The 14316-nt window shown below is 58.1% G+C and carries 13 protein-coding genes; 4 read left to right on the top strand and 9 right to left on the bottom strand.

Annotated elements, in window-relative coordinates; translation table 11 throughout:
- Positions 1–130: 130 nt before the first annotated feature.
- Positions 131–526, top strand: coding sequence for a transposase (locus LB453_RS20475; RefSeq protein WP_103793665.1), 396 nt, complete (start codon positions 131–133; stop codon positions 524–526).
- A gap of 924 nt (positions 527–1450) precedes the next feature.
- Here LB453_RS20475 and LB453_RS20480 read toward each other — a convergent pair.
- Both LB453_RS20480 and LB453_RS20485 read right to left on the bottom strand, forming a co-directional pair.
- A complete protein-coding gene (locus LB453_RS20480; RefSeq protein WP_103793664.1) occupies positions 1451–2410 on the bottom strand; it encodes a DMT family transporter in 960 nt (319 codons plus the stop codon).
- 74 nt (positions 2411–2484) lie between these two features.
- The gene (locus tag LB453_RS20485; protein WP_103793663.1) at positions 2485–3318 is read right to left on the bottom strand and encodes an AraC family transcriptional regulator; all 834 of its coding nucleotides are present in this window, start codon (positions 3316–3318) and stop codon (positions 2485–2487) included.
- A 127-nt stretch (positions 3319–3445) separates the two neighbouring features.
- On the opposite strand from LB453_RS20485, the gene LB453_RS20490 reads away from it, so the two are divergent.
- Complete coding sequence (locus tag LB453_RS20490; protein ID WP_103794023.1) at positions 3446–3979, top strand: isochorismatase family protein; 534 nt, start codon at positions 3446–3448, stop codon at positions 3977–3979.
- Positions 3980–4043: 64 nt separating this feature from the next.
- Here the strand turns inward: LB453_RS20490 and ssb1 are convergent, their stop codons facing one another.
- Positions 4044–4595 carry a single-stranded DNA-binding protein SSB1 gene (ssb1, locus tag LB453_RS20495; RefSeq protein ID WP_103793662.1) on the bottom strand — a complete coding sequence of 184 codons (552 nt, stop codon included), beginning with the start codon at positions 4593–4595 and terminating at the stop codon, positions 4044–4046.
- 225 nt (positions 4596–4820) lie between these two features.
- On the opposite strand from ssb1, the gene uvrA reads away from it, so the two are divergent.
- Positions 4821–7658: an excinuclease ABC subunit UvrA gene (uvrA, locus tag LB453_RS20500; protein ID WP_103793661.1), complete on the top strand. Its 2838-nt coding sequence runs from the start codon at positions 4821–4823 to the stop codon at positions 7656–7658.
- Between the two features lie 344 nt (positions 7659–8002).
- Positions 8003–9067 carry an NAD(P)-dependent alcohol dehydrogenase gene (locus tag LB453_RS20505; RefSeq protein WP_033793196.1) on the top strand — a complete coding sequence of 355 codons (1065 nt, stop codon included), beginning with the start codon at positions 8003–8005 and terminating at the stop codon, positions 9065–9067.
- 38 nt (positions 9068–9105) lie between these two features.
- Here LB453_RS20505 and LB453_RS20510 read toward each other — a convergent pair whose 3' ends face one another.
- The 6 genes from LB453_RS20510 to dnaB form a co-directional block, all read right to left on the bottom strand.
- Positions 9106–9441 carry an MmcQ/YjbR family DNA-binding protein gene (locus LB453_RS20510; protein WP_103793660.1) on the bottom strand — a complete coding sequence of 112 codons (336 nt, stop codon included), beginning with the start codon at positions 9439–9441 and terminating at the stop codon, positions 9106–9108.
- A complete protein-coding gene (locus LB453_RS20515) occupies positions 9438–9860 on the bottom strand; it encodes a secondary thiamine-phosphate synthase enzyme YjbQ (RefSeq protein ID WP_103793659.1) in 423 nt (140 codons plus the stop codon). The genes LB453_RS20510 and LB453_RS20515 overlap by 4 nt, the downstream gene beginning before the upstream one ends.
- Positions 9861–10107: 247 nt before the next feature.
- A complete protein-coding gene (locus tag LB453_RS20520; RefSeq protein WP_103794022.1) occupies positions 10108–11301 on the bottom strand; it encodes an aromatic amino acid transaminase in 1194 nt (397 codons plus the stop codon).
- Between the two features lie 48 nt (positions 11302–11349).
- Complete coding sequence (locus LB453_RS20525; RefSeq protein ID WP_103793658.1) at positions 11350–11964, bottom strand: YitT family protein; 615 nt, start codon at positions 11962–11964, stop codon at positions 11350–11352.
- A 240-nt stretch (positions 11965–12204) separates the two neighbouring features.
- Positions 12205–12696 carry an Lrp/AsnC family transcriptional regulator gene (locus LB453_RS20530; protein ID WP_103793657.1) on the bottom strand — a complete coding sequence of 164 codons (492 nt, stop codon included), beginning with the start codon at positions 12694–12696 and terminating at the stop codon, positions 12205–12207.
- A 124-nt stretch (positions 12697–12820) separates the two neighbouring features.
- Positions 12821–14227, bottom strand: coding sequence for a replicative DNA helicase (dnaB, locus tag LB453_RS20535; protein ID WP_103793656.1), 1407 nt, complete (start codon positions 14225–14227; stop codon positions 12821–12823).
- Positions 14228–14316: the final 89 nt, after the last annotated feature.

The following is a 14316-nucleotide window of genomic DNA, read 5'->3' on the forward strand; positions in this document are numbered from 1 at the left end:
CTAAATATCTTAATTTAACCCACGCAATTCTAATCGCGCACTTTAATACTGCATTAATAGTTTATTTACAGTGCCAGATATTAATACAGTACATCTCATCCATTAATCGATAAGAAAGGTAAGAGCATTTATGAGAAAGTCACGATATAGCGAAGAGCAAATCACAAATGCCATTAAAGCTTCTGAATCAGGGGTTAAAGTCAGGGAGATTTGTGACGAGCTGGGGATCTCTGAGGCCACCTTCTATAGCTGGAAAAAGAAATTCTCCGGTCTCTCTTCGGAAGAAGGAAGAAGAATCAAGGAGTTAGAGGATAAACTACAATCACTTACCCGTGAGCTGCAAATGCTCAACTCAGATAAGGAGATGCTGCAAAGCGTACTGAAGAACTTCTTTACTACCAATGAGAAACGTCAGGCGGTCAACTTCCTGCAGAGCACTTTCGACATCGGCACGCGCCGCAGCTGCCGCCTGCTCGATATTAGCCGCAGCGTTTATCACTACCCGTCAGGCTCGGAAAATCGATAAAACCAATAATACTGCCTTAAACTGACTTAGCGCTGAGATTGTTCTTACCAGAAGAGATGATGACACTTTAAGATACCATTCGTGGCTTTAATTTTCGCTCCATGCATTCCTGATGAGTTTGCAGCCGGGCTGATTTTCATTTTTTGCGGTAATATTGATAAGCACCAGCAAAAGTCTCGCATTTCTCGCTACTTCTACTCTCGCCCAATCTCATTTCGATGAGATTGGTGCTTCTTACTTTTCATCAGGCATGTTAATGGCCGGCGCTAAACGTCGCTCTTACCATTAAGCCGTGCTAAAGCGCCCGCCAAAGCCAGCCTACTTTTACTTCAACATTCGCTGGCACTAAGTTTGCATCCACTGGATAATATTTAATCAGACCGGAATAAGCGGTGCGGCACAAAAACGCCAGGAATTTTCCTGGCAGAATGGTTTATCACTGCTTATCTCTTTTCTTATTCAGGGGCGATCTCATATAAGAATATTCAGGATAAAGATCGGCAAATCTAAAGTTTCGTAAATTCCGTCGTTAGGAATTATTCTTATTAGCCGCCCCCTTTCTGGAAAAAACGGTGGTTTATCAAACGCTATTCTCAGGGCCAAATGCCAATAAAAACGCACCGGCAGGTGATAAATATGCAGCAAAATGGCGAATTGATCGCCAGCGTTACGGCCTTAATGGCGGTTTAAAAGGGAATAAAAGCGGCCGGAAGCGCAGATTGCGGCCAGGTTGAGACGTTAAACGCCAGGCTGACAGCGAAAAAAATGCGATCAAGATCGCTTTTTATCAGGTTTCTCTCGCTGGCCTTAGCGCTTATTTAGCAAAAGAGCGGCAAATTTTGCCGCTCCGCTCTGCGTATTATTCTTAAAACGGTGTGAAATCAGCGGGTCAGCGCATATTGAATGGCGCGACAGCAGCAGAGATTAATGCTCAATTGAGGTCAACAGCGGTTCCGGCTTGATGCGCATCGCCCAGAGCACGCCGAGGATTAAACACAGAATACCCGTTATCGTCAGCAGCGGTGGCCAGCTCTGGCGCCAGAGAAAGGTCCACAGCAAACCGGACAGCGTTTCGAATACGATAAGCGGCCCCATAAAGACCGTCGGCAGCCGCTGGCTGGCGGCATTCCAGCAAAGGGTGCCAAGCCAGGAGCAGAGCAAACCAATCACCAGCATCAGCGGCAGAAACAGCTGCGGCTGCGGGCCAAACGGCAGGGCGAACGCCGGTCGCTGCCACGCCAGCTGCGCGCTGACCAGCGCATACATCACCAGCGCCAGCGGCAGTGTGACAACGCCCTGCGCCGTTGCCCAGGTGGCGGGCCTGTGCTGCGGATGGGTGCGCAGCCAGCGCGCGTTGCGCAGCGGATACCAGGTCCAGCACGCGACCGCTAACACCGCCAGCCCAATGCCGCTCAGGTAGCGCGTAAGATCCCACTCGCCCCCCTGACCGCGCAGCTCGGCGACATTGACGCACGCCAGCCCCGCGCCAATTGCCAGCAGCGCAGGCGCCAGCCGACGCCAGGCGAGGCGCCCTTCAAGATGGCCGTAACAGAGGTTGGCGGTAATCGCCATCACCACCGGCAGCGTGCCGATAATCATGGTCGATACCGGCGCGCCGGTGCGCTGGATCGCGCTGGCGAGAAAGGTGTAATAAAGAAGGTTGCCTACCAGCGACAGTTTTAGCGCCTCGCGCCAGTCGGCCGCCAGCAGCTTACGCAGGCGGCGGCGATCGAGCCAGGCGAGCGGCAACGCGATCAGACCAAAGGCGACATAGCGCCCGGCAGACTGCAGCGCGCCGGGATAGTCCGGCACCAGCAGCGGCCCCACGAAAATCAGTCCCCACATCAGCCCTGCGGCAAGGGCAAACAACACGCCAGCTAACATCGTCTCTTCCTTTATTAAAGTGCATAAGGAAGTGTGGCGGAAAAAGCAGGGATAAATCTTGTAGCAGATTGCGGTTAGCCCTGGGTGCCGCGCACCTGTTTTTGATAGCGCACCGGCGTAATGCCGTAGCGCTGGGCGAAGGCGCGGGTGAGGTGCGCCTGGTCGCTCAGGCCGACGCTCGCCGCCACGCTGGCGGCCGACTGCCCGCGCGCCAGCAGCAGCTTGGCTTCATAGAGCCGGTACGCCATCAGCATCTGGTGTGGCGTCACGTGAAAGTGCGCGCGGAAGGCGCGCAGAAAATGCCACGGCGAAAGACCCGCCAGCGCCGCCAGCTCTTCCAGCCTCACCGACTCGGCCAGATTGTCGCGCAGGTAATCGCGCACCTGGTCGAAGCGATGACGCCCCTCCTCTTTGCCTCTTTGCGCCATGCGCGCCAGCGGCCGCAGCTGCGCCAGCACCTCGCCCAGCAGGCTTTGCCGCGCCAGCACGCTGTCGGCCTGCCACAGCGCCGAGAGCGCCTGCGACAGCGGCAGCGCCAGCTTTGAATCGGTGCGCAGCGCTTCGCTGAACCACCAGCCGCGATCGCCGGTAAGCTGCGTCATCTCCTCTGGCTGGATATAGATCATCTGGTAGCGCCAGCCCTCCTCGCAGGCGGACTCGCCGGTATGCAGCTCATCGGGATTCATCATCACCAGCGAATGGGTCGGCGCCGTGTATTGCGCGCCGCGATAGCGGAACCGCTGCGCGCCCGATTCGATGGTGCCGATGCCGAACGCTTCGTGCGTATGCGGCTCAAAAGCATAGCGGGTGATATGCGCCTGATAGAGTTCTACGCCTGGCAGCTCGTCAAACTGGCGAAACTGCGCGCGATCTTTTTCGCAGGGAAAAATGGCCGGAACGCCCTCCACCTCTGACTCCTTATTCGCCTGACAGGCAGTCAGAATGCCAGCGATAGCTGACCGATTGCAAAACAGTTTTGCCATTTTGCCCAGCCAGGGTAAGACTGAGCCATCGCAGGCGCAGGGAGAAAGGATGATGTCGCTTAAAACAGTAGTGGTAGTAGATATGCAAAACGGTGTGTTTGCCACGCCGCGCTTTGACCAGGCGGGCTGTACCGCACGCATCAATCAGCTTACTGAGGCGGCCGACCGCACGATTTTTATATCGCATTGCGAAGGCGAGCTGCAGGAAGGCACGACGGCGTTTCAGCTGCTGGCCGGGCTGCATCAGCCTGAAGGCAGCCTGTATGTGAGCAAAACCGCCTGCGACAGCTTCTGGAGAACCCGGCTGGCCGATACGCTGGCGCAGTTAAACGTCGATGCCTTTGTGATTTGCGGCTGCGCGACCGATTATTGTGTCGATACCACCATTAAAGTCGGGGCGGGATTAGGCTATCGCATTACCGTTGCGGCCGATGCCCACACCACGGCGGATCGCACCTGGGCCAGCGCAGAGCAGTTAATCGGACAGCACAATGAGGTCTGGGCAGGCCTGTCGCTGCCGGGAAATGTGCCTGAGGTGAAAAGCACGGCGGCGATCCTGGCAGAATGGATGCGCCGCGCTGAGTGAAGAAGCGCGGGCAGAAATAAATAAAGCCGCGACGAGCGCGGCTTTATTACAGGAATCTGGATTATCAGAACGGGATATCGTCGTCAAAATCCATCGGCGGTTCGTTGTTGTTGCTCGCCGGCGCGCTCTGCGGCTGCGGACGCGACTGCGCACCGCCGCTGAACTGGTTTCCGCCCTGCGGCTGCTGCGGCTGGCCCCAGCCGTTATTGTTGCCGCCGCTCTGCTGGCCGCCCATCGGCGCGCCGCCTGCGCTGGCACCGCCCTGCTGACGGCCGCCCAGCATCTGCATGGTGCCGCCGACGTTGACCACTACTTCCGTGGTATAGCGATCCTGGCCGCCCTGGTCCTGCCATTTACGGGTGCGCAGCTGACCTTCGATATAGACCTGCGAACCTTTACGCAGATATTCGCCAGCGACTTCCGCCAGCTTGCCGAACAGCACGACGCGGTGCCACTCGGTGATCTCTTTGTTTTCACCGGTCTGCTTGTCACGCCAGCTTTCCGACGTGGCCAGCGTAATGTTGGCAACCGCGCCACCATTCGGCATGTAGCGCACTTCCGGATCCTGACCCAGATTCCCGACAAGAATCACTTTATTTACGCCACGACTGGCCATGTTGCTCTCTCCCGCTGAGTTAATACTAAGAGTCTAAACGATCAATTCTACCACGTCCTGCCAGGCGATCCCACTTTCGAGCCGTCTCGCAGAAGCGCTCATTTTACACCCAAAACGCAAAAAATACTGGATATTTAATCAGTCTATTTTTTGTGCCATAATACCCTGTTTACGCTAATCGTGTCCGCAAGGCACGGGGCGTGCTGCTCAATCCGGGAAAGGTGAATGGATAAGATCGAAGTTCGTGGTGCCCGCACCCATAATTTGAAAAACATCAACCTGATCATCCCTCGCGACAAACTCATAGTGGTCACCGGCCTGTCAGGCTCCGGCAAGTCCTCTCTTGCGTTTGATACGCTCTATGCGGAAGGTCAGCGCCGCTACGTAGAGTCGCTCTCTGCCTATGCGCGTCAGTTTCTTTCTTTAATGGAGAAGCCGGACGTCGACCATATCGAAGGTCTGTCGCCCGCCATCTCTATTGAACAGAAGTCCACTTCACACAACCCGCGCTCTACGGTCGGCACCATCACCGAGATCCACGACTATCTGCGTCTGCTGTTCGCCCGCGTCGGCGAGCCGCGCTGCCCGGATCACGATGTGCCGCTGGCGGCGCAGACCGTCAGCCAGATGGTGGATAACGTGCTGGCGCAGGAAGAGGGCCGACGCCTGATGCTGCTGGCGCCGGTAGTGAAAGATCGTAAGGGTGAGCATACCAAAACGCTGGAGAACCTCGCGGCGCAGGGCTATATCCGCGCGCGTATCGACGGCGAAGTGTGCGATCTCTCCGATCCGCCGAAGCTGGAGCTGCAGAAGAAGCACACCATCGAAGTGGTTATCGACCGCTTTAAGGTGCGTGAGGATCTGTCGACGCGCCTCGCTGAATCCTTTGAAACCGCGCTGGAGCTCTCCGGCGGGACGGCGATCGTCGCCGATATGGACGACGCAGACGCAGAAGAGCTGCTCTTCTCCGCCAACTTCGCCTGCCCGATCTGCGGCTACAGCATGCGCGAACTGGAGCCGCGTCTCTTTTCGTTCAACAACCCGGCAGGCGCCTGCCCGACCTGCGACGGCCTGGGCGTGCAGCAATATTTCGATCCTGACCGCGTGGTGCAGAACGGCGAGCTGTCGCTGGCCGGCGGCGCGATCCGCGGCTGGGATCGCCGCAACTTCTACTACTTCCAGATGCTGCGCTCGCTGGCCGAACATCTCAGTTTCGACGTTGAAGCGCCGTTCAACAGCCTGAGCGAGAAAGCGCGCCAGGTTATTCTCTTCGGCTCCGGCAAAGAGAACATTGAGTTTAAGTACATCAACGATCGCGGCGACACCTCGGTGCGTCGTCACCCGTTTGAAGGCGTGCTGCACAATATGGAGCGTCGTTATAAAGAGACGGAATCCACCGCGGTGCGCGAAGATCTGGCGAAGTTTATCAGCAACCGCGCCTGCGCCAGCTGCGAAGGTACCCGTCTGCGTCGCGAAGCGCGTCACGTTTTTGTCGAAAACACCAATCTGCCGACTATCTCCGATATGAGCATCGGTCACGCGATGGATTTCTTCCGCAACCTTAAGCTGAGCGGCCAGCGCGCCAAAATCGCGGAAAAAGTGCTGAAGGAGATTGGCGACCGTCTGAGCTTCCTGGTGAACGTCGGCCTGAACTATCTCTCGATGTCGCGCTCCGCAGAGACGCTTTCCGGCGGCGAAGCGCAGCGTATCCGCCTGGCGAGCCAGATCGGCGCCGGCCTGGTGGGCGTGATGTATGTGCTGGACGAGCCGTCAATCGGCCTGCATCAGCGCGACAACGAGCGTCTGCTCAGCACCCTGATCCACCTGCGCGATCTCGGCAACACCGTGATTGTGGTCGAGCATGACGAAGACGCTATCCGCGCGGCGGATCACGTGATCGATATCGGGCCGGGCGCCGGCGTACACGGCGGCCAGATCGTGGCGGAAGGCACGGTGCACGAAATCATGGCGGTAGAGGAGTCGCTGACCGGCCAGTTCCTCAGCGGCAAGCGCGAGATCGCGGTACCGCAAGAGCGCGTGAAAGGCGACCCGACCAAAACGCTGAAGCTCAGCGGCGCACGCGGCAATAACCTGAAAGACGTGACGCTGACGCTGCCGGTCGGCCTGTTTACCTGTATCACCGGCGTCTCCGGCTCGGGTAAATCGACCCTGATCAACGATACGCTGTTCCCAATCGCGCAGCGCCACCTGAACGGCGCGACCACGGGCGAAGCGGCGCCCTATCGCGAGATCAGCGGGCTTGAGCACTTCGATAAGGTGATCGATATCGATCAGAGCCCGATCGGCCGCACGCCGCGTTCCAACCCGGCGACCTACACCGGCATCTTTACGCCGGTGCGCGAGCTGTTTGCCGGGGTGCCGGAAGCGCGTTCGCGCGGCTACAATCCGGGCCGCTTTAGCTTTAACGTGCGCGGCGGCCGCTGCGAAGCCTGCCAGGGCGACGGCGTACTGAAGGTAGAGATGCACTTCCTGCCCGATATCTACGTGCCCTGCGACCAGTGCAAAGGCAAGCGCTACAACCGCGAGACGCTGGAGATTAAGTACAAAGGCAAGAGCATCCATGAAGTGCTGGAGATGACCATCGAAGAGGCGCGTGAGTTCTTCGACGCCGTCCCGGCGCTGGCGCGCAAGCTCCAGACGCTGATCGATGTGGGCCTCTCCTACATCCGTCTCGGCCAGTCGGCGACGACGCTTTCCGGCGGTGAGGCGCAGCGCGTCAAGCTGGCTCGCGAGCTGTCAAAACGCGGTACCGGCCAGACGCTCTATATTCTGGATGAGCCGACAACCGGCCTGCACTTCGCCGATATCGCCCAGCTGCTGGAGGTGCTGCATCAGCTGCGCAACCAGGGCAACACCATCGTGGTGATTGAGCACAACCTTGACGTGATCAAGACGGCGGACTGGATTGTCGACCTGGGCCCGGAAGGCGGTAGCGGCGGCGGCGAAATCCTCGTTGCCGGCACGCCGGAAACCGTGGCGGAGTGCGAGAAATCCCACACCGCGCGCTTCCTGAAGCCGCTGCTGAAGAAAAAGAGCGCCTGACGCTTAGCGATAAGCGGCTGGCCCTTTATGGACGCACCTCAACCATGGGGTGCGTATCCGCGCAAGCCGGCTGGCAGGGCTCTCCCCTTTTGCCTCTTCGCCATCGTCATCCGTACCCCCCCTCAGGCCCGCCGCAAGCGGGCCTTTCTTTTACTGCATATTCCATCGGATAAAAACAGAATCAGGCAAGATTCAGGCATGTATAGGCATAGCCGCGCCAGGGTTCTGTGACTATTCTTTTAACGTTCCTCATTGGCGCGCCCGGTTGGCCGCGCACTCTTATAACGGCGCTCTGCGCGCCGAACGCACGACTCTATTCACGACACAACGAACCTGGAGACACCATGAATATTACGCACGCCTACGCCGCTCAGGATGCAAAATCCCCACTGGCGCCGTTTGATTACAAACCGCGTGAGCTGCGCGCGCATGATGTACAGATTGAAGTGTTGTTCTGTGGCGTTTGTCACTCTGACCTGCACCAGGCCCGCAACGAGTGGAAAAACACCCTTTTTCCTGTCGTGCCGGGACATGAAATTGTCGGCCGCGTAACCGCCGTCGGCGGCCACGCCAGCAAATACAAAGTCGGCGATCTGGTCGGCGTCGGCTGTATGGTCGACTCCTGCCGCAGCTGTCCGAGCTGTCAGGAAGGGCTGGAGCAGTATTGTGAAGTCGGCTTCGTCGGCACCTACAACGGTCAGGATCGCGAAACCGGCGACGTCACCTACGGCGGTTACTCAACGGCGGTGGTGGTTGATGAAAACTTCGTGCTGCGCGTGCCGGAAAACCTCGATCTGGCGGGCGTCGCGCCGCTGCTGTGCGCCGGTATCACCACCTATTCGCCGCTGCGCCACTGGAACGTCGGACCGGGCAAAAAAGTGGGTATCGTCGGCCTGGGGGGGCTGGGCCATATGGGCGTGAAGATTGCGCACGCGATGGGCGCACATGTGGTGCTGTTCACCACTTCGCCGTCGAAAATTGAAGACGGCAAGCGCCTGGGTGCGGATGAAGTGGTGATCTCGAAAGATGCGGATCAGATGGCGCAGCACGCCAACAGCTTCGATTTCATCCTTAACACCGTGGCGGCGCAGCACGATCTTAACCCGTTTATCGCCCTGCTGAAGCGCGACGGCAACATGACGCTGGTCGGCGCGCCGGAGCACGATCACCCGGCACCGCAGGTGTTTAACCTGATTATGAAGCGCCGCAGCATTGCCGGATCGCTGATTGGCGGCATCGCCGAAACGCAGGAGATGCTCGATTTCTGCGGCAAGCACGGCATTACTTCCGATATTGAACTGATTGCGATGAATCAGATCAACGAAGCCTACGAGCGTATGCTGAAAAGCGACGTGAAGTACCGCTTTGTTATCGATATCAATACGCTGCGCGACGAAGCGGCGGCGTAAGGGAAACCCGGCGCGCGGCCTGACGCCGCGCGCCTCTCTCAGGCACCCGCCGCCCGGGTGGTGCCAGCCTGCTGGTAAGAGGCATCCACCAGATAGTAAATCTGCGAATCTTTTAGCGATCCGTCCAGCAATAGCGTGCTCCAGTGCGTCTTATTAAGATGCTCGCTGGGGAAGACATCGCTGTGCTCTTCGCGCAGCAGCTCCGCCAGCGCAGGCGTCGTTTTCAGCGACACCGCCGGGCGTCCCTCCACCTCATGTACCATAGCGAACAGCACGCCGCCGCTTTTAATTTGCGTCGCTTTCCAGTCGCTGTGAACGCTCTGCTCCGCGTCCGGTTTGCTCATGCAGTAAGTCAGCAGATCTGACGTATTCATTTCAACTCCCCTTGTAAAGTAGCGACAATGCGCCGCGTGCCGCCGTGGATGCGGTGTTCGCCTAACCAGATGCCCTGCCAGGTGCCCAGCATCAGCCTGCCGCGCTGTACCGGCAGCAGTAGCGATACCCCCAGCGTAGAGGATTTGATATGGGCCGGCATATCGTCGCGGCCTTCATAGTCGTGCTGATAAGGCGCCTCTTCCGGAACGTGGCGCATAAAATGGTTTTCCATATCGCTGCGCACCGTAGGATCGCAGTTTTCATTCAGCGTCAGCGACGCGGAGGTGTGCTGCAGCAGCAGGTGCAGCAGGCCGGTTTGCACCTGGGCCAGCGCCGGAAGATGAGCGACGATCTCGTCAGTGACCAGATGAAAACCGCGTGATTTCTCACTGAGCGTGAGCGTTTGTTGATGCCACATGCCTTGTTCCTGAGTTGGTTACACCGTTTAAGTGTGCAATAAGTCGCGGAAAGGTAAACCTGAAGGCGAAAAAAAACCGTCAGCCTGCGCGGACGGTTTGCATCGGGTACAAGGTGGGGGTGGCACAAGTGAGAGCGGCCGATCGCAAAGAAGTAAAAGCGTCATCCATGCCTGCCCCGCGACATCTTTATCGCGGAGGGCTTTGCTCTTCGCCCCTGCTACCCGCCTGCAGAGATCATCAGCTGCATCACATCACGGCGGCAAACGCCTGCGCGACCTGCTGCACATTATTGCTGTTAAGACCGGCAACGCAGATACGCCCGCTGCCGACCAGATAGATGCCGAACTCTTCGCGCAGGCGATCCACCTGCTGTGCGCTCAGGCCGGTATAGCTGAACATGCCGCGCTGCTTCAGCAGGTAGTCGAAGTTTTTGCCGGGCAGCGCCGTGCTGAGCACGTCTACCAGGGTTTTGCGCATGGCGATAATACGCAGGCGCATCGCCTCTACTTCCGCCAGCCAGTTCGCCTTCAGCGCGTCGTCGTTAAGCACGCGCGCCACCACCTGCGCGCCGAAGTTCGGCGGGCTGGAGTAGTTGCGGCGCACCGTGGCTTTAAGCTGGCCCAGCACGCGGCACGCCTCTTCGGCGCTGTCGCATACGACAGAGAGGCCGCCGACGCGTTCGCCATAGAGCGAGAAGATTTTCGAGAAGGAGTTGCTGACCAGCGCTGGCAGGCCAGCGGCGGCAACCGCGCGAATGGCGTAAGCGTCCGCTTCCATGCCCGCGCCGAAGCCCTGATAGGCAATGTCGAGGAACGGAATCAGCTCCTGCGCCTTCAGCACCTCAACGGTTTGATCCCACTGCGCGTCAGAGAGGTCCGCGCCGGTCGGGTTGTGGCAGCAGGGATGCAGCAGCACGATGCTTTGCTTCGGCAGGGTTTTCAGCGTCGCCAGGAAGGCGTCGAATTTTACGCCGTGGGTCTCCGCGTCGTACCACGGATAGCTCTTCACCTCGAATCCCGCGCCGTTGAAAATCGCCACATGGTTATCCCAGGTTGGATCGCTGACCCAGACGCCGGCATTCGGGAAGTAGCGCTTGAGGAAATCCGCACCGACTTTCAGCGCGCCGGAGCCGCCCAGCGTCTGAATGGACGCGATGCGCCCCGCCTTCAGCATCGGGTGGTCGGCGCCGAACAGCAGCGGCGCAATGGCGTTACGGTACGCGTTGAGGCCTTCCATCGGCAGATAGAGCGACGCCTGCTGCGGTTCGGCTTTAAGCTGTTCTTCTGCGGCGGCGACCGCCTGGAGCTGAGGGATAATGCCCTGCTCGTCATAGTAGAGGCCGATGCTGAGATTGACTTTATTCAGGCGCGGATCCTGTTTAAAGGTTTCCATCAGCGACAGAATCGGATCGCCGGCGTAGGCGTCAACGTTTTGAAACACGGTGCAGATCTCCATGTATGGTCGTAAAAATCAGAGGTGTATGCAGCATTAAACCATGTACCGTCCGGGACGATGGTTCATGGCGATGATCAGGTTAAGGATCACTGCGCCCGCGACCGACGCCAACAGCATCGGCACGCTGACGACAAACAGCGACGCCAGCACGACGCAGGTATCGACCGCCATTTGCAGTTTCCCGGCGCGCAGCCCGATGCGATCCTGCAGCCACAGCGCCAGAATATTGATTCCGCCCAGGCTGGCTTTATGACGAAACAACACTATAAACCCAATGCCCATGATCACGTTACCGAACAGTGTCGCATAAAAGGGATTGAGCGCGGAAAAGTGGACGAAGAGCGGATGAAGATGGGTGAAGAGCGACACCAGCCCCACCGCGCAGAAGGTTTTCACGGTGAACTCCCATCCCATGCGGCGCGCCGCCAGCCAGTAAAACGGCAGGTTGATCAGGAAAAAGGCGCTGCCGAAAGAGAGCGGCGTCAGATAGCCGATCAAGAAGGCGATGCCGGCGGTGCTGCCCGTCAGCGCCCCCGCCTGTTTCAGCATAATGACGCCGAAAGAGACCATCAGCGTGCCAAGCACTATCGCCAGCGCGTCTTCAATACGTGAATGGGGAATGCGGGTAGGGTCTACAACGTTATCCATAGGTAATCTCATTGCACTCTGAGCCGAAAAAGCGTGGCGTTAAGATGCAAAAAACGCACCATGCCGTCGGCTTATGGCCGCCCTCGGCAGGTGCCAGTGATTATCCAGTTGATAACTAAGGCGCTTTTATTGCTTATTTTCGCGCACGCCTTGCGGTTAAACCGTCAATTCATGCGCAAATTCGAGTTTTTACGCATATCCTTTGCATCCTATGGCGCGCAATTGCACCAAATAAGCACATCATGCACTCTTTTGGCGCGCCTTGTGCGCCGGGGCCATCATCAGGCCGTTCTCTTTGAGTCGACCCAGCACGACCGAGGTTTTCACATGGGACACGCTTTGATGGCCCGCCACCAGCTGGCTAATCAGCGCGCTCAGCGATGCCAGATCCGCTACGGCGACCTTGAGCAGATAATCGGCGTCGCCGGTCGTTTTGTAGGCGTCGACGATCGCCTCTTCCTGCTCCACCATACGGTGAAAGCTGTCGACGTAGTCGGCGGTATGGTTAATCAGCCGTACCTCAATCAGGCCGACCATGCCCAGGCCGATTGCATCAGGCGACAGGCGCGCATGATAGCCAAGAATTAAATTCGCCTGTTCAAGGTTGATGCGGCGACGCGAACACTGCGAGGCCGACAGGCCCACTAAATCGCTCAGCTCCTGGTTGGTCAAACGGCCGTTAGATTGTAATAAGGTCAGTATTTTCAGGTCGTAATCATCTACGTGAGTCATGCTGCTTCCAGTGCGTAAACGTGCGCTGTGATACAGATAACCCGATTAAAGGCGGGGTTGTCCAACACTATTTTCTGATGATGCGAGGCGGCATGCACAGATCGTGCATGCCGGAATAGAAAGGTTATTCGTCGTCGTAGGCCGGGCCAGCATAGTTGTCGAAGCGCGACCACTGACCGTTAAACGTCAGGCGAACCGTACCGATAGGGCCGTTACGCTGTTTACCCAGAATAATCTCGGCGATGCCTTTAAGATCGCTGTTCTCATGGTAAACCTCGTCGCGGTAGATAAACATAATCAGGTCGGCATCCTGTTCGATAGAGCCTGATTCACGCAGGTCGGAGTTGACCGGACGTTTATCGGCGCGCTGCTCCAGCGAGCGGTTCAGCTGCGACAGCGCCACCACCGGCACGTTAAGCTCCTTCGCCAGCGCCTTGAGCGAGCGAGAGATCTCGGCAATCTCCAGCGTACGGTTATCGGAAAGCGCCGGCACGCGCATCAGCTGCAGGTAGTCGATCATAATCATGCTCAGCCCGCCATTTTCGCGGAAGACGCGTCGCGCGCGCGAGCGCACTTCGGTCGGCGTCAGGCCGGAAGAGTCATCGATATACATATTCTTCTTCTCCAGCAGGATACCCATCGTGCCGGAGATACGCGCCCAGTCCTCATCGTCAAGCTGGCCGGTACGGATGCGCGTCTGATCCACGCGCGACAGCGACGCCAGCATACGCATCATAATCTGCTCGCTGGGCATCTCGAGGCTGAAAATCAGCACCGGCTTGTCGTGTAGCATGGCGGCGTTTTCGCACAGGTTCATGGCGAAGGTGGTTTTACCCATCGACGGACGCGCCGCGACGATAATCAGATCCGACGGCTGCAGGCCGGCGGTCTTTTTATTCAGGTCCTGATAGCCGGTATCGACGCCGGTTACGCCGTCGTGCGGCGTTGAGACCAGCGATTCGATGCGCGAGACCGTGGCTTCCAGCACCTCCTGAATGTTCTTCGGCCCTTCATCTTTGTTGGCGCGCGACTCGGCGATTTTAAAGACGTTGGATTCGGCGAAGTCGAGCAGCTCGTCGCTGTTGCGCCCCTGGGGATCGTAACCGGCATCGGCGATCTGATTCGCCACCGAGATCATCTCGCGCACTACCGCGCGTTCGCGCACGATATCCGCATAGGCACCGATGTTCGCCGCGCTGGGGGTGTTTTTCGCCAGCTCCGCCAGATAGGCGAATCCGCCCGCCATCTCCAGCTCACCGCGCGTTTCCAGCGACTCGGAGAGCGTGATGAGGTCGATAGGCTGGCCCGCTTCCAGCAGACGCTGCATCTCGGAAAAGATCAGACGGTGCGAGCGGTTGAAGAAATCTTCCGCCACGACGCGCTCGGAGACGTTATCCCAGCGTTCGTTATCCAGCATCAACCCACCCAGCACCGACTGCTCCGCTTCAATCGAATGCGGCGGCATTTTAATACCTTCCAGCTGACGGTCGGGCGTGTCGTTCGATTTGTTGGTGGGTTTATTTCCTGCCATAGTGAATGCAATACCGATGTTCTGAGGGGACGCGCCAGTATACCTGATGGCGGCGCGCCTCTCACGCCTGATGTTGAACAATCACAGGA

Origin of the sequence: Pantoea agglomerans (genome assembly GCF_020149765.1) — a bacterium.
GTDB classification, from domain to species: domain Bacteria; phylum Pseudomonadota; class Gammaproteobacteria; order Enterobacterales; family Enterobacteriaceae; genus Pantoea; species Pantoea alvi.

Coding starts and splice junctions, on each gene's coding strand:
- LB453_RS20480 (WP_103793664.1), bottom strand. CDS start 2,410: ATGTTAGCTGGCGTGTTGTTTGCCCTTGCCGCAGGGCTGATGTGGGGA.
- LB453_RS20505 (WP_033793196.1), top strand. CDS start 8,003: ATGAATATTACGCACGCCTACGCCGCTCAGGATGCAAAATCCCCACTG.
- LB453_RS20525 (WP_103793658.1), bottom strand. CDS start 11,964: ATGGATAACGTTGTAGACCCTACCCGCATTCCCCATTCACGTATTGAA.
- LB453_RS20490 (WP_103794023.1), top strand. CDS start 3,446: ATGTCGCTTAAAACAGTAGTGGTAGTAGATATGCAAAACGGTGTGTTT.
- LB453_RS20515 (WP_103793659.1), bottom strand. CDS start 9,860: ATGTGGCATCAACAAACGCTCACGCTCAGTGAGAAATCACGCGGTTTT.
- uvrA (WP_103793661.1), top strand. CDS start 4,821: ATGGATAAGATCGAAGTTCGTGGTGCCCGCACCCATAATTTGAAAAAC.
- LB453_RS20510 (WP_103793660.1), bottom strand. CDS start 9,441: ATGAATACGTCAGATCTGCTGACTTACTGCATGAGCAAACCGGACGCG.
- ssb1 (WP_103793662.1), bottom strand. CDS start 4,595: ATGGCCAGTCGTGGCGTAAATAAAGTGATTCTTGTCGGGAATCTGGGT.
- dnaB (WP_103793656.1), bottom strand. CDS start 14,227: ATGGCAGGAAATAAACCCACCAACAAATCGAACGACACGCCCGACCGT.
- LB453_RS20530 (WP_103793657.1), bottom strand. CDS start 12,696: ATGACTCACGTAGATGATTACGACCTGAAAATACTGACCTTATTACAA.
- LB453_RS20475 (WP_103793665.1), top strand. CDS start 131: ATGAGAAAGTCACGATATAGCGAAGAGCAAATCACAAATGCCATTAAA.